This is a genomic window from Streptomyces anulatus (genome assembly GCF_014650675.1).
In the GTDB taxonomy this organism is placed as follows: domain Bacteria; phylum Actinomycetota; class Actinomycetes; order Streptomycetales; family Streptomycetaceae; genus Streptomyces; species Streptomyces anulatus.
The window spans coordinates 425,880-445,544 of the sequence record NZ_BMVK01000004.1; the positions used below are offsets into that span (position 1 = coordinate 425,880).

Annotated in this window: 17 protein-coding genes; 11 read left to right on the forward strand and 6 right to left on the reverse strand. The window is 73.5% G+C overall.

What is annotated here, in order from left to right; translation table 11 throughout:
• Positions 1 to 32: 32 nt before the first annotated feature.
• The 3 genes from IE272_RS13495 to IE272_RS13505 all read right to left on the reverse strand — a co-directional run bounded on the left by IE272_RS13495 (position 33) and on the right by IE272_RS13505 (position 2,669).
• Positions 33 to 941, reverse strand: coding sequence for a DUF2510 domain-containing protein (locus IE272_RS13495; protein WP_078961464.1), 909 nt, complete (start codon positions 939 to 941; stop codon positions 33 to 35).
• Positions 942 to 1,020: 79 nt separating this feature from the next.
• Positions 1,021 to 1,713 (reverse strand): response regulator, encoded by a 693-nt coding sequence (locus tag IE272_RS13500; protein ID WP_050362058.1) that lies wholly within the window; start codon positions 1,711 to 1,713, stop codon positions 1,021 to 1,023.
• A gap of 2 nt (positions 1,714 to 1,715) precedes the next feature.
• Positions 1,716 to 2,669, reverse strand: a complete 954-nt coding sequence (locus IE272_RS13505) for a HAMP domain-containing sensor histidine kinase (RefSeq protein WP_050362057.1) — start codon at positions 2,667 to 2,669, stop codon at positions 1,716 to 1,718.
• A 293-nt stretch (positions 2,670 to 2,962) separates the two neighbouring features.
• Between IE272_RS13505 and IE272_RS13510 the strand changes: the two genes are divergently transcribed.
• From IE272_RS13510 to IE272_RS13530, 5 genes are all read left to right on the forward strand, one after another.
• Positions 2,963 to 3,250: a DUF3040 domain-containing protein gene (locus IE272_RS13510; RefSeq protein ID WP_032792764.1), complete on the forward strand. Its 288-nt coding sequence runs from the start codon at positions 2,963 to 2,965 to the stop codon at positions 3,248 to 3,250.
• Positions 3,251 to 3,376: 126 nt separating this feature from the next.
• Positions 3,377 to 4,108: a FadR/GntR family transcriptional regulator gene (locus tag IE272_RS13515; protein ID WP_050362056.1), complete on the forward strand. Its 732-nt coding sequence runs from the start codon at positions 3,377 to 3,379 to the stop codon at positions 4,106 to 4,108.
• A gap of 173 nt (positions 4,109 to 4,281) precedes the next feature.
• Positions 4,282 to 5,049, forward strand: a complete 768-nt coding sequence (locus tag IE272_RS13520; protein ID WP_050362055.1) for a (Fe-S)-binding protein — start codon at positions 4,282 to 4,284, stop codon at positions 5,047 to 5,049.
• A complete protein-coding gene (locus IE272_RS13525; RefSeq protein WP_190006923.1) occupies positions 5,046 to 6,602 on the forward strand; it encodes a lactate utilization protein B in 1,557 nt (518 codons plus the stop codon). The genes IE272_RS13520 and IE272_RS13525 overlap by 4 nt, the downstream gene beginning before the upstream one ends.
• Positions 6,599 to 7,231, forward strand: a complete 633-nt coding sequence (locus tag IE272_RS13530; RefSeq protein WP_050362053.1) for a LutC/YkgG family protein — start codon at positions 6,599 to 6,601, stop codon at positions 7,229 to 7,231. The genes IE272_RS13525 and IE272_RS13530 overlap by 4 nt, the downstream gene beginning before the upstream one ends.
• A 4-nt stretch (positions 7,232 to 7,235) precedes the next feature.
• Here IE272_RS13530 and IE272_RS13535 read toward each other — a convergent pair whose 3' ends face one another.
• The 3 genes from IE272_RS13535 to IE272_RS13545 all read right to left on the reverse strand — a co-directional run bounded on the left by IE272_RS13535 (position 7,236) and on the right by IE272_RS13545 (position 10,344).
• Positions 7,236 to 9,161: a DUF2264 domain-containing protein gene (locus IE272_RS13535; protein WP_050362052.1), complete on the reverse strand. Its 1,926-nt coding sequence runs from the start codon at positions 9,159 to 9,161 to the stop codon at positions 7,236 to 7,238.
• Positions 9,162 to 9,288: 127 nt separating this feature from the next.
• Complete coding sequence (locus IE272_RS13540; RefSeq protein WP_190006924.1) at positions 9,289 to 9,774, reverse strand: hypothetical protein; 486 nt, start codon at positions 9,772 to 9,774, stop codon at positions 9,289 to 9,291.
• Between the two features lie 90 nt (positions 9,775 to 9,864).
• Positions 9,865 to 10,344 (reverse strand): DUF309 domain-containing protein, encoded by a 480-nt coding sequence (locus IE272_RS13545; RefSeq protein ID WP_190006925.1) that lies wholly within the window; start codon positions 10,342 to 10,344, stop codon positions 9,865 to 9,867.
• A 110-nt stretch (positions 10,345 to 10,454) separates the two neighbouring features.
• Here IE272_RS13545 and IE272_RS13550 point away from each other — a divergent pair, with 110 nt between their 5' ends.
• The 6 genes from IE272_RS13550 to IE272_RS13575 are packed head-to-tail and all read left to right on the forward strand — an operon-like array spanning position 10,455 to position 19,620.
• Entirely contained in the window at positions 10,455 to 13,121 is a 2,667-nt protein-coding gene (locus IE272_RS13550; protein ID WP_229897298.1) for an ATP-binding protein, read from the forward strand.
• A complete protein-coding gene (locus IE272_RS13555; RefSeq protein ID WP_097967158.1) occupies positions 13,028 to 14,875 on the forward strand; it encodes an alpha/beta fold hydrolase in 1,848 nt (615 codons plus the stop codon). Before IE272_RS13550 ends, IE272_RS13555 begins: the two co-directional genes overlap by 94 nt.
• Complete coding sequence (locus IE272_RS13560; RefSeq protein ID WP_057667040.1) at positions 14,872 to 15,480, forward strand: hypothetical protein; 609 nt, start codon at positions 14,872 to 14,874, stop codon at positions 15,478 to 15,480. The genes IE272_RS13555 and IE272_RS13560 overlap by 4 nt, the downstream gene beginning before the upstream one ends.
• A complete protein-coding gene (locus tag IE272_RS13565; protein ID WP_056705456.1) occupies positions 15,477 to 16,286 on the forward strand; it encodes a class I SAM-dependent methyltransferase in 810 nt (269 codons plus the stop codon). The genes IE272_RS13560 and IE272_RS13565 overlap by 4 nt, the downstream gene beginning before the upstream one ends.
• Positions 16,283 to 18,154 carry an ABC transporter ATP-binding protein gene (locus IE272_RS13570; protein ID WP_050362030.1) on the forward strand — a complete coding sequence of 624 codons (1,872 nt, stop codon included), beginning with the start codon at positions 16,283 to 16,285 and terminating at the stop codon, positions 18,152 to 18,154. Before IE272_RS13565 ends, IE272_RS13570 begins: the two co-directional genes overlap by 4 nt.
• Positions 18,151 to 19,620 (forward strand): phytoene desaturase family protein, encoded by a 1,470-nt coding sequence (locus IE272_RS13575; RefSeq protein WP_229897299.1) that lies wholly within the window; start codon positions 18,151 to 18,153, stop codon positions 19,618 to 19,620. The genes IE272_RS13570 and IE272_RS13575 overlap by 4 nt, the downstream gene beginning before the upstream one ends.
• The last annotated feature ends 45 nt before the right edge of the window (positions 19,621 to 19,665 follow it).

Here is a 19,665-nt window from a genome sequence, read left to right on the forward strand (position 1 = left end):
CCCGCCGGTCACGCGGCGCCGGGCGGGGCCGTTCAGACGGCTCCGCCCGCGCCTCCTCCGGCACCCGAAGCGGCCTTGATCCCTCGGGTGATGTCGTCCAGGACGGACAGCTTCGGCGCGTCCTTGTTGACGTCGAACCCGGACCGGACCACGACGAGCATGTCCTTGGAGGTGGGGGAGGGGAACACCAGCGATTCCACGTAGCCGTCGTCGCCCTTCTCCGTCACCACCTTCCAGCGCACGACATAGCCCTTGCCGCCCGCCACCGTGACGGCTTCGGACTTCAGCTCATCGTGCGAGGAGATCTTCCCGTAGCTCTTACCGCCGTAGGACTCCTGGGCGTTGAGGGCGATGTCCTTCTTCGCCGCCTCCTCGGGCGTCCCCGCGGTGAGCTTCATGGCAGCGGCCGGGGCGGAGAACACCCCGCCGCGCACGCAGGTCTCGGCGGTGTCGCCGGGGCACGCGTGCTCACCCGTCGTCAGCCCGGCGCCGACCGCCCCGGATGTTCCCTTCCACCCCTTGGGAACCGGCAGGCTGATCCCTGCGGCCAGGTCGGTGGCGAAGCCCGGCTCGGTCGGCGGGAGCTGTCCACCGGGCCCCTGACCGTCGCCGTTCTCCCCGCCGTTGCCCTCGCCGCCCTTTTCACCGTCCTTCTCGCCGCCGTCCGGTGCGCCCGGCGGATCAGGGACGGCGGACGGCGAGGAGGCCGCCGTGCCGGGCGGGCCGCCGCCGTCCTCGCCCAGCAGATACACCCCGCCCCCGATGGCGGCGAGCACCACCGCGCCGACCGTCACACCGACGCCGATGCGGATCCCGCGGCGGCGTGCCGCGCCGGGCGACGCGCGGACATGGCCGGTCCACTGCGCTCCGTCCCACCAGCGTTCCTGAGCGGGGCCATTGCCTGAGTACCCGGGGTCTGGATGCCAGCCGGGCGGGGTCATCTGGGTCACGGGGGCACCCTATGCGGACCGGGTGAGAATCACATGAACTGCCCGCGCCCCCGACCCCGACCCCGCGGGGTCAGGGTTCGATCAGCCCGGCGCGGATCGCGTAGCGGGTGAGCTCCAGGCGGTCGCGCAGGCCGAGCTTCTGGAGCAGGTTGGCGCGGTGCCGCTCCACGGTCTTGACGCTGATGACGAGCAGCTCGGCGATCTCCTTCGAGGAGTGGCCCTCGGCGACCAGCTTGAGGATCTCCTCCTCGCGCTCCGTGATGGCCCGCGCCGGCAGGTCCTCGCCGTCCTTGGCCCGGTCGAGGAAGTTGCGGATGAGGGCGGTCACCGCGCCCGGGTAGAGGAACGGCTCGTCGCGCATCGCCGCCCGGCAGGCCTCCACCAGGTCCCGGTCCGCGACCGACTTGAGGACGTACCCGGCCGCCCCCGCCTTCAACGCCTCGAAGAAGTACTGCTCGTTGTCGTACATCGTGAGCATCAGGATGCGCAGACCGGGCATGACCCGGGACAGCTCGCGCGCCGCCTGGAGGCCGGTCAGGCGGGGCATCGCGATATCCAGGATGACCAGGTCGGGCCGTTCGGCGCGGGCCATCTCGATGGCCTCGGCGCCGTCGCCGGCCTCGGCGACGACCGTCAGGTCCGGTTCGCCGTCGAGGATCAGCCGGACCCCGCGACGCACGAGGGCGTGGTCGTCGGCCAGCAGGATGCGGGTCGGTGCGGTCGCGCCCCTGGAAGGCGTGGCGATGGACGGTGAGGTGGGCATGGTCACTTGCTTCCGTTCGGGACGGGCACATCGAGACGTACTTCGGTGCCGCCCTGCGGACCCGGACCGAGGGAGACCTCGGCCCCGATCAGCAGAGCGCGTTCGCGCATACCGCGCAGGCCCGCCCCCTCCTGGGCGTCCCCGAGGCCGCGGCCGTCGTCGCGGATGCGCAGTTCCACTCCGCCGGGGCTGCGCCGCAGCGAGAGTTCGAGCCGGGTGGCGCGGGCGTGCCGGACCGTGTTGGTGAGGGCTTCCTGCGCGATCCGGTAGACGACCAGTTCGGCCTCGGCGCCCAACTCGGGCAGGTCCTTTCCCATCCGGCGGCGGATCGTCAGCCCGTCCGGCGTCGGCGTCTCGGTGATCAGCGCCGTCAGCGCGCTCACCAGGCCCAGTTCCTCCAGCACCCCGGGTCGCAGCCTGCGCGCGATCCGGCGGATCTCGTCGAGCGACCCCCGGGTGATCTCCTGGACCTGGCGCAACTCCCCGCGCAGCGGCTCCGGGGCGTGATCGGCGACCCGCTTCAGCTCCAGCAGCACCGCGGTCAGCGTCTGCCCGACCTCGTCGTGCAGCTCCTGCGCCACACGGCGGCGCTCGGCCTCCTGCGCGGAGAGGGCGCGGGCGCTGCTGGTGGCGCGCTCGGCCTCCAGCCGGTCCAGCATCGTGTTGAACGTCTCGATCAGCGCGGCGATCTCACCGTGCCCCGCGACCTCGGGGCGCGGGCTCGGACGCAGCAGATCGGTGGTCGTCATCGCACGGGTGACCCGCTGGAGCGGGAAGAGGCCGAGCCGGAGCAGGGCCGCGTTGGCCGCGAGCATGAAGGCGATCCCGCCGGTCAGGATCATGGCCTCGGTCAGCAGGACCGGGGTGGAGATGGTGATGGGCCCGAGCAGCAGCAGGGCGCCGGCCGCTACCAGCACGGCGGCATTGAGCAGGAAGATCCGCCAGAACAGGGACAAGGTCGAACGGCTCCTTCGGAGGTCGGGTCGTGCGGGCGCGCTGACAGCCTCCACTATCGCCGCTGCGCGGGGCCGGGGACGGCCGTCGACGCCCGGACCTGCCCCTGCGGCACCGCACGCGCGCCCCGTCTGCATGGTGCGCACCCCCGGATATGGGTGCTGTCCCCGATGGTCCCCGGAGGCCTTCCCCGACGACCATGAGGCCAGGGCCCCGGGGGGCCCTGCCCCGTGCCGCACGGCGGGGGCCGGGGCTTCCGGAGCCGAGAGGGCTTCCGTACCGGGAGGGAGACACCATGCCCACGTACGACGAGCGGCTGCGCGACCTGGAGGAGCAGCTGCGCCACGACGACCCCGGGTTCGCCGAGGCGATGTCCGGCGGGACTCCGCGCAGCCCGCGCGAGTACCGCCGCCGCACCGCCTGGCTGTGGCTCGCCGTCGGGCTCGCCGCACTGGGCACCGGCATCGCCGTGGGCCACGGTCTCCTGATCGCCGCGGGTCTGGTCGTGTCCGGAGCGGCGGCCCACCTCTTCGACCCGCAGCGCGGACGCCTGCACGGACGGGACATCCCCAGCACCCGCTGACCCGCGTCCCTGCTGCCGTCTCCCGTGGGATCGGACCACCTGCTCTGAGGTCGGACCACATGCCCGGTGTGACATAGGCTGCATGTCCGGATCATGTCCGGATCCGGCCGAGGCAGGGAGTGACGGATGCCCGTCGAATGGCAGCCCGTGCGGCAGTCCCGCACCCATGAGCTCGTGCTCCGCAGCATCGAGGAACGGGTCTTCGCCGGGGAGCTCCGCGCCGGTGACCGGCTGCCGCCCGAACGGGAACTGGCTCCGGTGCTCGGCGTCAGCCGCTCCGCCCTGCGCGAGGCGCTCCGGGTGCTGGAGACCATCGGGGTCCTGGTGGCCCAGCCCGGCCGGGGACCCGACGCCGGGGCCCGCATCGTGCGCAACCCGGACGACGCCCTGGGCCGGCTGCTCCGTCTCCACTTCGCCCTCGGCAGCTACAGCCTCCAGGACGTTCTGGAGGCCCGGGTGGTCCTGGAGCGGTCCAGCTTCGAGGCCGCCGCCTGCCACGCACCGCCCGAGGATCTCGACGAGGCGGCGGAGCTGGTGGCGGGCATGGCGGAGCCGGGCATCGGGGTGAGCGGCTTCAACGATCTGGACACCCGCTTCCATGTGCTCGTCGCCCGCAGCTCCGGCAACGCCCTGACGTCCACGCTCACCTCCGCCGTACGCGAGTCCGTACGGCCGTTGATCCTGCGCGCCCTGGAAGCCGCCGAGGACTGGCCGGCCACCGCTCGCGCCCTCAACGCCGAGCACGAGGCCCTCCTCGCACTGGTGCGGGAAGGGCGGGGCGGGGAGGCCGCGGACCTGGTGGAGCGGCATATCCGGGGACTGCACGGCACGCTGGTGGAGGGGCCCATCACGCCGTAGGACCCCGAGCGGGCCCCGTACGGCACCCACCGGCAGGCGTTGCGCGCCGCGTGCGACGCGTATCGCGGACGTTCCCTTCGAGGGCCTGCGCCTAGTATGGTCCGACCATAGAAACCTCATAGTGAAACGCGACGGACACCGACCGCCGCGAAGAACCCGACCGGGGAGGCCCCATGCGCATCGGACTCTTCGCCACCTGTCTGGGAGACACGCTCTTCCCCGACGCGGTGAAGGCAACCGCGATCCTGCTCACGCGCCTGGGCCACGACGTGGTGTTCCCGCCGGGCCAGACCTGCTGCGGGCAGATGCACATCAACACCGGCTACCAGCGCGAACCCGTGCCCCTGGTACGCAACTTCGCGGCCGGGTTCGGCGACGCCTCGATCGAGGCGGTCGTGATGCCGTCGGGCTCGTGCGCCGGTTCCGTCCGGCACCAGCACCGGATCGTCGCCGACCGCTACGGGGACGCCGCACTCCGCGCCGGAGTGGACGCCGTCGCGGCGAAGACGTACGAGCTCTCCGAACTCCTCGTGGACGTCCTCGGCGTCACCCGGGTCGGTGCGTACTTCCCGCACCGGGTGACGTACCACCCCACCTGCCACTCGCTGCGGATGCTCCGGGTCGGCGACAAACCCCTCCGGCTCCTGCGCGAGGTCGAAGGGGTCGACCTCGTCGAGCTGCCGGGGGCCGACTCCTGCTGCGGATTCGGCGGCACCTTCGCGCTCAAGAACGCCGAGACGTCCACCGCGATGCTCCACGACAAGACGGCGAGCATCGCGGCCACCGGGGCGGAGGTGTGCACCGCCGGGGACTCCTCCTGCCTGATGCACATCGGCGGCGGGCTCTCCCGGATCCGGTCCGGGACCCGCACCCTGCACCTCGCCCGGATCCTCGCCGCGACCCGTACCACGCCCGACGTCCTGACGGAGGCCTCCGTATGAGCACGTTCCTCGGCATGCCCGCCCCGCCGCCCCGCTCCCCGTACGGCACCGGCAACCTCCGCGGCGACAAGGCCTTTCCCCGCGCCGCCCACGATGGACTGGGCGACGACCAACTCCGCCGCAACCTCGGCCGGGCCACCGGCACCATCCGCGCCAAACGTCTGAACGTCACCGGCGAACTGCCCGACTGGGAGGCCCTGCGGGACGCGGGCTCCGCCATCAAGACCGACGCCATGAACCGGCTGCCCGAACTGCTCGAACAACTGGAGCGCAAGGTCACCGAGCGCGGCGGCACCGTGCACTGGGCGCGCGACGCCGCCGAGGCCAACGAGATCGTCGCCGGGCTCGTGAGGGCCGCGGGCAGCGACGAGGTCATCAAGGTCAAGTCAATGGCCACCCAGGAGACCGGACTCAACGAACACCTGGAGTCCGTCGGCATCACCCCGCACGAGACCGACCTCGCCGAACTCATCGTGCAGCTCGCCCACGACAGGCCCTCGCACATCCTGGTGCCCGCGATCCACCGCAACCGGGACGAGATCCGGCAGATCTTCCTCGACGGGATCCCCGGCGTCGACCCGGATCTGGACAACGTCCCCGCCCACCTCGCCGCCGCCGCCCGCCGCTACCTCCGCGAGAAGTTCCTCTCCACGAAGGTCGCCGTCTCCGGCGCCAACTTCGGTGTCGCGGAGACCGGCACGCTCGCCGTCGTCGAGTCCGAGGGCAACGGACGCATGTGCCTGACCCTGCCCGAGACGCTCATCACCGTGATGGGCATCGAGAAGGTGATTCCGCGCTACCAGGACCTGGAGGTCTTCCTCCAGCTCCTGCCCCGCTCCTCCACAGGGGAGCGGATGAACCCCTACACCTCGCTGTGGACCGGAGTGACGCCCGGCGACGGTCCGCAGGACTTCCACCTGATCCTCCTCGACAACGGCCGCACCGCCGCCCTCGCCGACGCGATCGGACGCGCGGCCCTCAACTGCATCCGCTGCTCCGCCTGCCTCAACGTCTGTCCGGTGTACGAGCGGACCGGCGGTCACGCCTACGGGTCGACCTACCCCGGACCCATCGGCGCCGTCCTCACTCCGCAACTGGCGGGAATGCACGCGGCGAAGGACGACCCGAACAGCTCCCTGCCGTACGCCTCCAGCCTCTGCGGGGCCTGCTTCGACGCCTGCCCCGTGAAGATCGATATCCCGTCGCTGCTGGTGGAGTTGCGCCACCAGCACACCGAACAGACCGGCGTCACACCGGAGAAGCTGGCGATGAGGGCGGCCGCCGCCGTGATGCGCCGCCCGGGCCTGTACACCGCGGCGCAGAAGGCGTCCGGGCTCGGCCGCGTCATCGCGGGGCGCGACGGCGTCATCGGGCGGCTGCCCCCACCGCTCAGCGGCTGGAGCGACAGCCGTGACACCCCGGCCCCGCCCCGGGAGACCTTCCGCTCCTGGTTCGTCTCCGACGAGGGCACGGCCGCCCTGCGGGCCGCGGCCGCCGAACACGACGCCGCGACCACCACCGGCGGCGAGCACGACGAGGAGGACGCGACATGAACAGTGCCCGCGAGACCGTGCTGGGCCGGATCCGCGACGCCCTCGCGCTGGCCCCGACACCCGCCGTCGTCGTCCCGCGCGACTACCGCACCGGCCGCGCCCTGCCCGACGACGAACGCCTCGCCCTGTTCACCGACCGGCTCCTCGACTACAAGGCGCGGGTGCACCCCTGCACGGCCGGCCGCACCGCCGAGGTCGTCGGCGACGTCCTGCGGGAGCACGGCGTCCGCCGCATCGGCGTGCCGGCCGGGCTGGACGCGCGCTGGCTCGCCCGGTACGACGGTGAGGTGCGGCAGGACGGCGCCGATGTCCCGCACACACATCTCGACGCCCTGGACGCGGTGGTGACGGCATCGGCCGTCGGCTGCGCCGAGACCGGCACGATCTTCCTGGACGGTTCGCCCGGCCAGGGCCGCCGGGCACTGTCCCTCGTCCCCGATCTGCACCTCTGCGTGGTGGACCTCTCCGCCGTCGAGGCGGGAGTGCCCGAGGCGGTGGCCCGCCTGGCGCCCGAACGGCCGACGACGCTGATCAGCGGCCCGTCCGCCACGTCCGACATCGAGCTGGAGCGGGTGGAGGGCGTGCACGGGCCCCGGACGCTGGTGGTGGTGATCCGTACGGACGCGTAGCGCCCTAGGCGGCGGTTCCCGGCAGCCCGTGATCCACCGTCACCGCCGCACCGCCGAACGTGATCCGCGTCCGGGCCCCGTCCTCCGCCCAGCGCACCTCGACCGTGTCACCGGCCACCGCCACCCGGTCCACCACCCCGGAGGCTTCCGGGTCCGCTCCAGGGGCGGCGGTGAGGGAGGCCAGGGCGGCCAGGACCACCGTGCCGCTCACGTCGGCGGCGAGCCGGGGCACGGTCACCCACGGGGCGAACGCCGTTCCCTGCGGGGCCCGTACGTCCTCGGGGCCGTCCCAGCCGTGCAGCCCCCGCAACCGCGAGCGAACCGTGCCGCCGGGGTCGGTCGCCCAGCCCGTCAGCTCGGCCCGCGCCCCGTCCGGCGCGCCCAGCACCCGGTGCACCCGCAGTTCGTGGCTGCCCCGCGCCACGATCACGCTCTCCACCCGCAGCCCGGGGACGGTGGACGGGCCCGCCGGGAACACCGGCAGGTGCCAGGAGGCCGCCCAGCCCCAGCCCTCGCCGTGCCCGGACCCGAGCGGGTGGATGCGCCGCCGCGCACTGCGCGCCCCGCCGACGGTCACCGACAGATGGTTGTCCGCGGTGTTCGCCGCCGAGGTCGGCCCGGTCACGGTGGAGTACGCGAGCCGCGCGTAGTGCGGGTCCTCGTCGGCCGCGGACTCGCCCTCGTCGGGGCGGACATGGTCGCTGCCGTGGTTGTGCAGCCGCACCACGCCGTCCGCCCGCGTCGACTGCACCAGGAAGCCCGCCGCGGGCACGGACAGCACCCGGTCGGGGCCCTCGCTCGGGGCTGCCTCCTCCGGCGACGACCACAAAGGATGCTCGGCGGGAGCCAACAGGGACACGAACGCCTTCGAGGCCCAATAAGGGGATGCGGGGCCGGAATAGGTCTGCAGCGTCGCCGCGTGCGGGCCGTGCCAGCCGAGGCTCAACAGCCCGTCACCGCCGGCCGCACCGCGCTCCAGGAAGTACCGCAGCGACCCGCTGACCACTCGTCGGGACGCCCCCGGGGCGAGCGGGGTGTGCCCGGTCACCGCGCCCAGACCCACGCCCGCGCCCGCGGCGAAGCGATAGGTCAGCGAGCGCCCGAAGTGCAGCGGGGCCCCGTCACCGCCGAACATCAGCGAGAAGCTCTCCAGATGCTCCCGCAACCGCGCCCCGTGCCGCGCCGACTCCCGCGCGTCGCCCGACAGATGGGCGTCGAGCAGCGGATACAGGTGCAGCGCCCAGCCGTTGTAGTGGTCGAAGGCGCGCCCGTCCCCGTCGGCGTACCAGCCGTCGCCCCGGTACCAGTGCTCCAGCAGCTCCAGCGCCCGCTCCCGGGCCCGTGCCGTCTCCGCGTCGCCCCGGCCCACCGACTCCAGGAATCCGGCGACGGTGTACGGGAAGAGGTACCAGTTGTTGCCCGCCGGAACGTGACGCAGCGCGCCCCGCAGCCAGTGCTCCGCCCGGTCCCGCACGTCGGGCGTCAGCCGGTCCCAGAGCCACGGCCGGGTGAGCCGCAGACCGAGGGCCACCGAGGCGGACTCCACCATGGGCTGTCCCTGCACATCGTGGTCCAGGATCAGCGGCCAGGACTCCGCGTCGTCCCGGCCCGGTGTCCGCGTACCGGCGTCGAGCCCGTCCGCGTACCGCTCCAGCAGGCCGTTCGGGTCCTTGCCGCCCGCTCCCGCGACCCGGAAACCGGCCGCCAGGAACGTGCGCGCGTACCCCTCCAGCCCGTCGGAGCGGACACCCGAGTGAGACGGGGGACCGGGCAGGTCGAGCCGGGCGCCGCCCGGCGTGGCCCACTTCCACGCGGCGGCCAGCATCCCGTCGGCCGCCGCCTCCCAGTGGGCGCGGGTGTAACCGGTGTACGGGCTCGACGTGCGGTCTTCCGGGGGGAGTCCGAAGAGGGCACCAGGGGAGACGGTCATGCGGGAATCCTGAGCGACTGATCAAAGAGGGTCAATAGATCGATCACAAGAGGGATGAATCGATCAAACGCTCATTGGGTGGGTGGTGGTGGGTGACGGGTGATGGGGAGGCCGCCGTGCCGTCGCCTCAGGGAAGCAGCAGCCAGTCCGCTCCCACGGCGGCCAGCAGCCCCGCCCCCAGCAGCCAGCTGGCCAGCCTGGTGCGACCGTTCCTGCTCAGCTCGATCACCACACCGCACAGGATGAGCGCGAGCCCGTAGACGCCGACCACGAGCACCGACGAGCGGCTCGCGATGCGCAGCCCGAGCACGAGGGCCATCGCCGCCATGCCCACCGAGGAGAGCGCGATCCGCAGCCGCCGGGCCTGGCGCGGGGTGAGTCTCTTCCCGTCCTGGCCGTCCCCACGGTCCTCACCACCGGATCCGTCGATTCCATCCGTCTCAGTCGTCGCCGCCGCTACCGTCTCCGCCGCCGCCACCGTCTTCGTCTCCGCGGCGGTGTCGGCTATCGGGGTGCCGGCGCCCCGGTCCCGTTCCTGGTCCCGGTCGGCTTCCTCGTCGTTCAGCCCGTCCTCGCGCTGGTCCCGGTGCTGGTCCTGGTCAGAAGTGCTCATGGAGCCGGATCGTAGTAGCTGTACGGAGCCAGGGTCCGCGGACCCGAATCTTCCGCTCCCGCTCCGGGCCCACGGGTCCCGGTCTTCGGGCTACGCCCGCAGGAGGGGTGCCTCGGCCGCCGCGTCGACCGTCGGGCCCGACTCCACCCGGTCCGCCAACTCCCGCGCCCAGTCGGACAGTCCGGAGACCGCGATTCCGTGCGGACCGGACCCGGCGAACGGGGCGAGAGCCTCCGCGCCCCGGCGCAGCAGCCGGGCCCCGCCCGCGGTGTTGCCCCGCGCGGAATGGGTCAGTCCCACCGCGAGCTGGGCCAGCCCCCGCCAGAGCTCCCTTTCGTCCTCGGGGCCCGACTTCCAGGCGTCCTCGAAGACCTCGTGCGCGTGGAACGGCATCCCCGCGTCCAGCAGCCGCTGCGCCTCCCGGAGCGTCTCCGCAGGGGTGCGAACGACCCCCTCCGGCTGTCGTTCGACGCCGGGTGTCCCGTACGGCAGGGGGCGTCCCAGCCCGTCACGGGGGCGCGCGTTGCGCGCCCGGCCCTCGGCATCACGGTCTCTGCGCGTCTCGTTCACTACTCGATTGTGCCCCGCACCTGCGGAGAATCGTGCGAACCCTGTCGGCGAGCACCCGCGCACGACTAGGCTCGACCGTCGAGAAGACTGCCTCTGTGGGAAGGGTGGGCATGAAGCCGTCCCGGCCGTTGTACGAGCGTGAACCGGAACTCGCCGCCGCTGCGGAGGCGGTGGACGCCCTGTGCGGTGCGCAGGCCGTCGGCGGACTCCTGGTATTCAGCGGAGAGGCGGGGATCGGCAAGACCGCACTGCTCGCGGAGATCCGGAGGATGGCCGCCGACCGTTGCACCGTCTGGTCCGCCCGGGGAGGCGAGACCGTCACCTCCGTACCGTTCCACGTCGTACGGCAGTTGCTGCAGCCCGCACTCGACCAGTTCCCGCCCGACGAGACCCGCGCCCTGTTCGGCGACTGGTACGAGACGACCGCCCCGGCTCTGGGACTCGCCGAGCCGAGCGGCCCGCAGCCCGACCCGCAGGGTGTCCGCGACGGACTGGACTTCGTCGTCGGCCGGCTCGCGTCCCGGCTCAGCCACCGGCCGTTACTGCTGATCGTGGACGACGCGCACTGGGCGGACGGCGAATCCCTCGCCTGGCTGGCCTCGTTCACCGCCCGCCTCGGAGAACTGCCGGTCCTGGTGGTGCAGGCCCACCGCCCGCAGGAGCTGGCCGAGCGCGACGCCAACTACATCGCCGACCGTGAGGCCGAGCGCGGCTTCGGCAGCAAGGGCACGGTGACCCGGGTCGCCCTGCGGGCGCTGACCCCGGACGCCACCGCCGTACTGGTCCGCGCGGGCCTCGGCGATCACGCCGACGACCCGTTCTGCCGCGAGGTGTGGGCCGTCACCGGAGGCAACCCGTACGAGGCGGTCGAGCTGGTCGCCAAGGTCCAGGACCGCGAACTGCCGCCGGTGGAGGAATCCGCGGGCGAACTGCGCGAGCTCGGCGCGTCCGCCAGGGGCAGCGGGCTCGTCGCCCGGCTGGAGCGGCTCGGCACGAACGCCAACCGGTTCGCCTGGGCCGCCGCGGTGCTCGGCACCGACATCTCGCAGGAACTGGCCGCCACCCTCGCCGGAATGAGCTCGGCGGAGGCCGCCGACTGCACGGCCCGGCTGCGCGACGCCCGTATCGTCAGCGGCTTCGACCCGCTGGAGTTCGTCCACCCGCTGATCGCGACGGCGGTCTACCGCTCGATCCCGCCGGCCACCCGCACCGCCATGCACGGACGCGCCGCCTGGGCGATCCCCCGGGCCGGCCTCGGTGCCGCCGCGGCCTCCCGGCACCTGCTGGAGGTCCACCCCGACGACGACCAGGAACTGGTCGCGCAACTGCGGGAAGCCGCCGGCCAGCACCTCGCCGTCGGTGCGCCCGAAGCGGCCCGGCGCTGCCTGGAACGGGCGATCGAGGAGCCGCCGCGCCCCAAGGACCGGGCCGTCCTGCTGTACGAGCTGGGCTGCGCGACGCTGCTGAGCTCCCCGCCCACCACGGTCCAGCACCTGCGCGCCGCCCTGGACATGCCGGGGCTCGACGACGGGCTGCGGGTCGACGCCACCTTCCGGCTCGCCGCAGCGCTCGCCCACAACAACCAGCTCAAGGACGCGGCGCTCTCGCTGGCCGCCGAGGCCGCGCGCACCGCACCCGGCCCCGGGCTGATGCGTCTGCAGGCCGCGCACTTCATGTGGGAGGGCATGCAGGCCGCCGAGGACGACGGACCCGCCCGCTCCCGGCGGCTCACCCGCAACGCCGACCACCTGAAGGGCCGCGACAACGCCGAGCGGGCGCTGCTCACGCTGCGGGCCTTCGACGCCATGGTGCGCGGTGAGAACGCCCAGCTCATCGTGGACCTGTGCGAACGCGCCCTGATCGACGGCAGCCCGGCCCGTGGCCTCGGCTGGACCGACTCCGAGTGGGGCTTCGAACTCCCCACCATGGTCGGCATCACCTACACGTTCGTCGACCAGCTGGACCGCGCGGAGAGCCTCTTCGGCGAAGCGGTCCGGGCCTTCGAGATCTCCGGCTGGAGCGGGGCCCACCTGGCGTTCGCCCACACCCTGCTCGGCATGGTCCACCGCCGTCGCGGCCGCCTCGCCGAGGCCGAGGGCTTCCTGCGCGAAGGGCTCCGCCTCGCCGACCGCGTCGGTTCCGGACTCCCCGTGCACTGGGACGCGGCCTGCCTCCTCATCGACACCCTGCTGGCCCGGGGACGCACCGAGGAGGCCCGCCGCATCGCCGACCGCTACGACTTCGGCCCGCCCTACCCCAGCGCCATGGTGCTGCCCGACGGACCGTGCATGCGGGGCCGCCTGCTGCTGGCGGAGGGCCGCAAGGAGGAAGCGATCGCCGAGCTCGAAGCGGCGGGCGCCGCTCTGGAGTCGCGCGAACGCTTCAACGGCATCTGGGCTCCCTGGGCCGGCGACCTGGCGCGGGCCCTGGCCGAGGACGACCCGTCCCGCACGACCCGCGTACCGCCCCCCACCTGGCCCGGGAGACCCGTACCGGCCCGAGCGTCGCCCGCCACCCTCCGCCTCGTCACCCCGACGCCCCCGCCTCGTTCGTCCCCAGCACGGAAGGCCCGTCCATGCCCTCACGCCCCACCAGACCGAGTGGACCCAGCAGGCTGCGGCCGACGCTGCGCGCTGTCATGTCCGCCCTGCAAGGCCCCGTCCCGCTCTCCCGCGAGCAAGCCATGGGCGCAACCGAGCGACTGGCCGCGACGACGTCGCTGCTGTCCAGCGTCGAGCACCTCGCGCGCCGCCGGGAGCACGGGTCGAGCCGGATGAACGAATGGGCCATCTCCCGTGACGCGTACGCCCGTTACGGCAGGCCCTTCCGCAAGCTGCTGGACTTGGCCTCCGACGAGCGGACCAACCGGGCGCTGCACGCCGGGCGGGTGGCCGCGAGCGCTGCCCTCATGCTGCCCGGCAACGGCCGGTGGCGCGGGGCCGCCACCCTCTACCTCGGCGTCAGCGGGGCGTTGCTCTACCCGGGTGAGCGCTACGGCACCGACGGCTCCGACCAGGCGTCCACCATGGTGCAGACCGTGACCGGGCTGGCCAGGCTCGCCCCCTCGTCCCGCACCCAGGACGCCCTGATCTGGTACGTCGCGCTCCAGGGGAACCTGTCCTACCTGATCTCCGGCTGGGTCAAGCTGCTCGGTCCGGACTGGCGGTCGGGGGCCGCGCTGGCGGGGGTGATGCGGACCAGGACGTACGGGCACGAGGGGGTCTGGAAGCTGGCCCATCGCTACCCGCGCACGACCCGCGCCCTCGTCTACGGAGTGCTGAGCCTGGAGTGCCTGTTCCCGGTGCTCTACCTGAAGGGCGGCCGGCTGACCCGCCCGGTGCTGAGCGGCGCCGTCCTCTTCCACGTGGCCAACGGCTACGTCATGGGCCTCGGCAGGTTCCTCCCGGCCTTCGCCGCGATGCACCCGATGGTCGCCTACACCAGCACGCCGCGCAGCCACCCCGCGGTGGCGGGCCGCGACGACACCATGCCGGCCGCGGTGGCCCTGCTGGCGGCGGGGGGCGCGGCCGTGCTGGGGACGGTCGCGGTGGCCCGGCGGCTGCGCGTCACCGACGCCCCGCACGGCGGCACCGTCGTCACCACCCGGCACGGCAACGAACTGAGCGTGCAGAGCACCCTCGACCGCCGGAGTGCGGACCCGGTGGTGGTCTTCGTCCACGGACTGGGCGCCTGCCCCGCGTACTTCGCCTGGATCGCCCGCGCCCTCGTCGGCGGGGACCGGCAGTGGCTGATGTACAACAGGGCCGGCTACGGCCCCAGCCGGCGCCGCGCGGACGGGGAGTACACGCTGGAGGAGTCGGTCGACGACCTGGTCGACCTGATCGGCGCAGCGGTCCCCGAGGGTCGCCAAGTGGTACTGATGGGGCACTCCCTGGGCGGCGAGATCTCCCGCCGCGCGGCGGTCAGGCTGGGCTCCCGGGTGAACTCCGTCGTCTACGTCGACAGTTCGCATCCCGGCCAGCTCAACCGGTCGGCGCAGCAGGGCGCTACCGCACCGCGGATCGGGGAGGGCCTGCGCGCCATGGCCATCAGCCTGCGGCTGGGGTTCGGGGTGCTGATGCGGGCGCCCGAGCCGGTCGCCAACCTGCCCGAACAGGTGCGGGACAAGGTCAGGACGGAATTCGCGGACTCCCGCGTGTGGACTGCCGCGGTGCGTGAGTGGAAGGCCGTCGAGCGGGACTTCCCCTCCTTCACCGGGCCACTCGACTCCCTGGACACCCACGCCCTGGTGCTCTCCGCCCAGCGGACCGTGGACCGCGACCCCGACCACCTGCTGATGCACAAGGACCTCGCCGACGCCCACACCGAGGGCCGGACCGTCCGCAACGTCGTCATCGAGAGCGCCGACCACGACGGCATCCTCACGGACCCCCAGTACGCCGCCGAGACGCTCCGCCATCTGCTGGCCTTCCTGGCCGACACCGCCGGGCGGGAACCGGAGTCCCGGCCCGGGCTCCTGAACGGTACGGAGCCGTCCGGCCTGACCACCGCGTCCGAGGAGAACCGATGAGCACCCCCCGTCTCCCGACCGCCACGGGCTCGCTGCTGACCCGCGCCTTCGGCGGCACGGACGGCAAGATCCGCCTCGCGGCCGGCATCGTCTTCCTGGGCGCCGTCTGCTGCCAGCACCCGCACCCGTCCTTCGACCGGGTCCAGCGGCTCGACCCGCTCTCCAGCATCTTCCCCAACTGGCGCTTCTTCGCCCCGACTCCGGCCCAGCACGACTTCCAGTTCTACTACCGCACCCTCGACGAGGCGGGCGAGACCTCCGACTGGTCCGCGCTGGAGGTCATCCAGGGCCGCCGCGCCCGCCAGTTCGTCTGGTTCCCCGAACGGCGCGCCGAGAAGGCGGTGTACGACCTGGGCAGCGAGATCCTGCGCGTCCTCGACCGCGGGTTCGAGGTGGCCGCGACCCTGCCGTCGTTCCGCATCCTGCGCAAGTTCTTCCGCGAGGAGATCGAGCGGTCCGGCACGCCGGACGTCAAGGGCTTCCAGTTCGCCCTGGTCCAGGAATCGGGCTACGACAAGGCCGAGGAGCCCGAGATCATCTTCCTCTCCCCCTACACACCGATGCGCGAGACCGCGGCACCGGTGCGAGAAAGCGAGACCGTATGAGCACCGCCGCCCCCTCCTCGACCTCCGTGGCCACCGCCCCCGAGGTCCAGGACATCGGCTACGGAAGGGTGTTCGCCGACTTCTACGACCGTCTGCTGCCCCACGACGGCTCCGCCGAACGCACCGCCGAGGTCCTCGCCTCCTGGCACCCCGGCGGAGGCACCCTCGAACTCGGCGTGGGCACCGGACGCGTCGCCGTCCCGCTCTCCCGGCTCTCGGGCGAGGTCGTCGGTGTGGACTCGTCGCCGGAGATGCTCCAGCGGCTGTGCGAAACCGTCGACGCCACCGGCGCCCCCGTCACCCCGGTGCACGGCGACATCCGCACCTACGCCGACGACTCCCGGTACGGGTTGGTCTACTGCATCTGCGCCACCCTCTCGCTGATCTGCGACCCGGCGGAGCAGCGGACGGCCGTCGCGCGCGCGGCCCGGCACCTGGCACCCGGCGGCACCCTCGTCGTGGAGACCCACAACCCCGGCTTTGTGACCGCCCTGCACGAGGGGCTTGCGCGCACCTCCTTCTTCATTCCCTACGCCGAACCGGGCACCGGCGTGCAGACCTACTCCACCCTGATCCCCGGCGGGCTCTGGCACGCCTCGCACCTGGTGCACGAGGGCGGCCGGGTGAGCATCGGCACCGAGATCACCCGGCTCACCACCGCCGAGGACGTCGACTCCTACGCCGCCGACGCCGGTCTCGTCCTGGTGTCCCGGCAGGGGGACTGGGCGGGCAGCCCGTTCCAGCCCGAGGGGAGCGGCGTCCACATCAGCCGCTACCGCCGCCCCGCCTCCGAGGAGCGGTCATGACGGCCGCCGCGGCGGCGTCCGGCGGCGCCGTGCGGAACCTGACCCGCGGGCAGTGGCGGTTGCTGCTCGGGGGCACCGGCCTCGGACTGGTGGGCGTGGTGTGCACGCTGGCGCAGCCGGTGCTGCTGGGCGACCTGATCAGGGCCGCCGCGGACAACCGCCCGGTGGTCGGGATCGTCGTAGCGCTGGTCGTGCTGTTCCTGCTGGACGCCGTGCTCTCGGCCGCCCAGGGCTGTCTCATCGGCCGGGCGGGCGAGAACATCGTCCGCGACGCCCGGGTCCTGCTCTCGGGCAAGGTGCTCCGGGCCGACCGCGCGCACCTCGACACCCGGCGTCAGGGCGACCTGCACACCCGGCTGGTCTCCGACACCTCCCTGATGAAGATCGCGCTCACCCAGAGCCTCGCTCAGATCGTCCTCAACGGGCTGATCGTGGTCGGCGCCGTGGTGATGATGGCGTTCACCGATGTCTGGCTGCTTCTGATCGCCGTCGGATGCCTCGGTGTCGCCGGGACCGGGTCGGTCTGGCTGGCCCGCGCGCTGCGCCGGGCCGCCCTGGCCAACCGGGAGGACATCGGCGACTTCGGCGCCGACCTGCAGCGCGTGCTCACCGCCCTGACGACGGTGAAGGCCGCCAATGCCGAGGGCCGTGAGCAGCTCCGCCTGGCGGAGTCCGCCGACCGCGCCCGTGCCTCCGGCAACCGGGTCACCGTGCTGAACGCCCTGTTCACGCCCGCGCTGAATGTCGGTCTCCAGGCGTCGCTCGCCGCCGTGATGGGCATCGGCATGGCCCGCGTCGTCAGCGGCTCCATCAGCCTGGCCGACTTCTCGGCGTTCACGATGTACCTGTTCTACCTGGTGTCTCCGCTGGTCCTGGTCTTCCTCTCGATCGGCACCTACCTCCAGGGCCGGGCGGCCGTCCAGCGCGTGGACGAACTCGACACTCTGCCGCAGGAGGACGAGCACCCGGCCGGCACCCCTGCCGGCGACCCGGTCGCCCTTCCGGCCCCGCCCGGCGGCCACCACGCGGTGGAGTTCCGCGATGTCTCCTTCGGCTACGGCGACCGGCAGGTGCTGGAAGGCGTGTCGCTCACCGTCCCCGCCCGAGGGCTCACCGCCGTGGTGGGTGCCTCCGGCGCGGGCAAGACCACCGTCTTCCAGCTCATCGAGCGCTTCTACCGGCCCCGGGCAGGCGCGATCCTCCTCGACGGCAGGGACATCGCCCACCTCCCGTCCGCCGAGATCCGCGGCCGCGTCGGCTACGTCCAGCAGGACAACGCCGCGATGCGCGGAACCCTCCGCGAGAACATCGTGTACGCCGCGCCCGACGCCACCGAGGCGGAGATCGCCGAGGCCGTCGAACTCGCCGGTCTCACCGAGGTGGTGGCGGAGCTGCCGGACGGCCTCGAAACCCTCCTCGGCGACCAGGGCACCGGACTCTCCGGCGGACAGCGGCAACGGCTCTGCGTGGCACGGGCGTTGCTCCAGAAGCCCGACGTGATGCTGCTCGACGAGGCTACCGCGCACCTGGACTCCGACGCGGAGGCGGCGCTGCGCGACAGTCTGCGCGGCATCGCCGAGCGGTGCGCCGTCGTCGCCATCGCCCACCGGATCTCCACGGTGGCCGAGGCCGACCGGATCGTGGTCCTGGACGAGGGCCGGGTGCGCGCCGTGGGCACGCACACCGAACTCCTCGGCAACGACGCCCTCTACCGGCGGCTGGCCGCCACTCAGTTCGCCGACGGCCCCCTCGGCGGACGCCCCGTGCCGGACCCCGTACCGGGCGGGGCCCAGGGCGCGGTGCCGGGCTCCGGTCCGGTGCCCGAGCCGGTCCCGGCCGCCCTGCCGGACGCGGGAGCCGTCCGGTGAGCACAGTGGACGCGGCGGTCGTGGGCAGCGGGCCGAACGGGCTGGCCGCCGCGGTCACCCTGGCCCGCGCCGGCCTGCGGGTGGCCGTGTACGAGGCCGCCGACACGATCGGCGGGGGACTGCGCGGCGCCGCGCTGTTCGACTCCGAGGTGGTGCACGACATCTGCGCGGCCGTCCACCCCTTGGCGGTGGCCTCGCCGTTCTTCCGGGAGTTCGACCTCGCGGGACGGGGCGTGCGGATGCTGCGGCCCGACGTCAGCTACGCCCATCCGCTGGGCGGCGACCGGGTGGCCCTCGCCCACCACGACCTGGACGCCACCTGCGCGGGCCTCGGCCCGGACGGGCCGCGCTGGCGGCGGCTGATGGAACCGCTGCTGACACACAGCGACGCCATGGTCGACCTGCTGCTGTCCGATCTGCGGAGCCCGCGCGGGCTGCGCGCCGCACCCGCCGTACTGAGCCGGGTCCTGCTCCACGGGACCCGGCTCGGCTCCCGCACTTTCCGCGGCGAGGCGGCGCCCGCACTGCTCGCCGGGGCCGCCGCGCACGTCGTCGGCCCGCTGCCCTCGCTGCCCGGCGCCGGGGTCGGGCTGCTGCTGGCCCAGTTGGCCCATGGCCCCGGCTGGCCACTGCCGCGCGGCGGCAGCCCGCGCATCGCCGAGGCCATGGCCGACGACATCCGGGCGCACGGAGGAGAACTGCATACCGGGCGGAAGATCACCGACCTGCGGGAACTGGCGGGGGCGCGGGCCGTTCTGCTGGACATCGCGCCGACCGCGCTGCCCGGCCTCGCCGGGGGCGCCCTGCCGCCCGGCTACACCCGGTGGCTGTCCCGGTACCGGTACGGCCCGGCCGCGGGCAAGGCGGACTTCCTGGTCTCCGGGCCGATCCCCTGGTCGGCCCCGGAGACCGGTCGGGCGGGCACCGTGCACCTGGGCGGCACGGCGGCCGAGGTCTTCCGCCAGGAGACCGCCAACGCCCGCGGCCGGGAGGGGGGTTCACCGTTCGTCCTGGTCGTCGACCCGGCCGTGACCGACCCGGGGCGCGAGGTGGCCGGGCGCCGCCCGGTGTGGGCGTACGCCCATCTGCCGCACGGCAGCGCGTGCGACCCGCTGCCCGTGATCCGCGCGGCCATCGAGCGGCACGCGCCGGGCTTCACCGACTCGATCGTCGCCCAACGCGGTCTGTCCGGGCGGGACTACGCCGCCTACAACCCCAACTACGTAGGCGGCGACATCGCGACCGGGGCGATCGACCTGCGGCAGACCGTGTTCCGGCCCGTCCCCCGGTGGGACCCCTACCGGACCCCGCTGCCCGGCGTCTACCTCTGCTCGGCGGCCACCCCGCCCGGACCCGGGGTGCACGGTATGTGCGGCCTTCTCGCGGCCCGGTCAGCGTTGCGCCGCGAGTTCGGATGGCCGCTGCCCGCGCTCGGCCCGGTCGGCGCGGGAACCCCGGCCGCATGACGACCCTGCCCGGCCCGGCCGGCGCCACCCCGGCCCCGGTCCGCG

Excerpts from the sequence above, each read along its gene's own strand:
- IE272_RS13495 (WP_078961464.1), bottom strand. The coding sequence starts at position 941 with ATGACCCCGCCCGGCTGGCATCCAGACCCCGGGTACTCAGGCAATGGC.
- IE272_RS13550 (WP_229897298.1), top strand. The coding sequence starts at position 10,455 with ATGAAGCCGTCCCGGCCGTTGTACGAGCGTGAACCGGAACTCGCCGCC.
- IE272_RS13520 (WP_050362055.1), top strand. The coding sequence starts at position 4,282 with ATGCGCATCGGACTCTTCGCCACCTGTCTGGGAGACACGCTCTTCCCC.
- IE272_RS13570 (WP_050362030.1), top strand. The coding sequence starts at position 16,283 with ATGACGGCCGCCGCGGCGGCGTCCGGCGGCGCCGTGCGGAACCTGACC.
- IE272_RS13515 (WP_050362056.1), top strand. The coding sequence starts at position 3,377 with ATGCCCGTCGAATGGCAGCCCGTGCGGCAGTCCCGCACCCATGAGCTC.
- IE272_RS13555 (WP_097967158.1), top strand. The coding sequence starts at position 13,028 with ATGGGCGCAACCGAGCGACTGGCCGCGACGACGTCGCTGCTGTCCAGC.
- IE272_RS13510 (WP_032792764.1), top strand. The coding sequence starts at position 2,963 with ATGCCCACGTACGACGAGCGGCTGCGCGACCTGGAGGAGCAGCTGCGC.
- IE272_RS13565 (WP_056705456.1), top strand. The coding sequence starts at position 15,477 with ATGAGCACCGCCGCCCCCTCCTCGACCTCCGTGGCCACCGCCCCCGAG.
- IE272_RS13560 (WP_057667040.1), top strand. The coding sequence starts at position 14,872 with ATGAGCACCCCCCGTCTCCCGACCGCCACGGGCTCGCTGCTGACCCGC.
- IE272_RS13525 (WP_190006923.1), top strand. The coding sequence starts at position 5,046 with ATGAGCACGTTCCTCGGCATGCCCGCCCCGCCGCCCCGCTCCCCGTAC.
- IE272_RS13535 (WP_050362052.1), bottom strand. The coding sequence starts at position 9,161 with ATGACCGTCTCCCCTGGTGCCCTCTTCGGACTCCCCCCGGAAGACCGC.
- IE272_RS13500 (WP_050362058.1), bottom strand. The coding sequence starts at position 1,713 with ATGCCCACCTCACCGTCCATCGCCACGCCTTCCAGGGGCGCGACCGCA.
- IE272_RS13530 (WP_050362053.1), top strand. The coding sequence starts at position 6,599 with ATGAACAGTGCCCGCGAGACCGTGCTGGGCCGGATCCGCGACGCCCTC.
- IE272_RS13540 (WP_190006924.1), bottom strand. The coding sequence starts at position 9,774 with ATGAGCACTTCTGACCAGGACCAGCACCGGGACCAGCGCGAGGACGGG.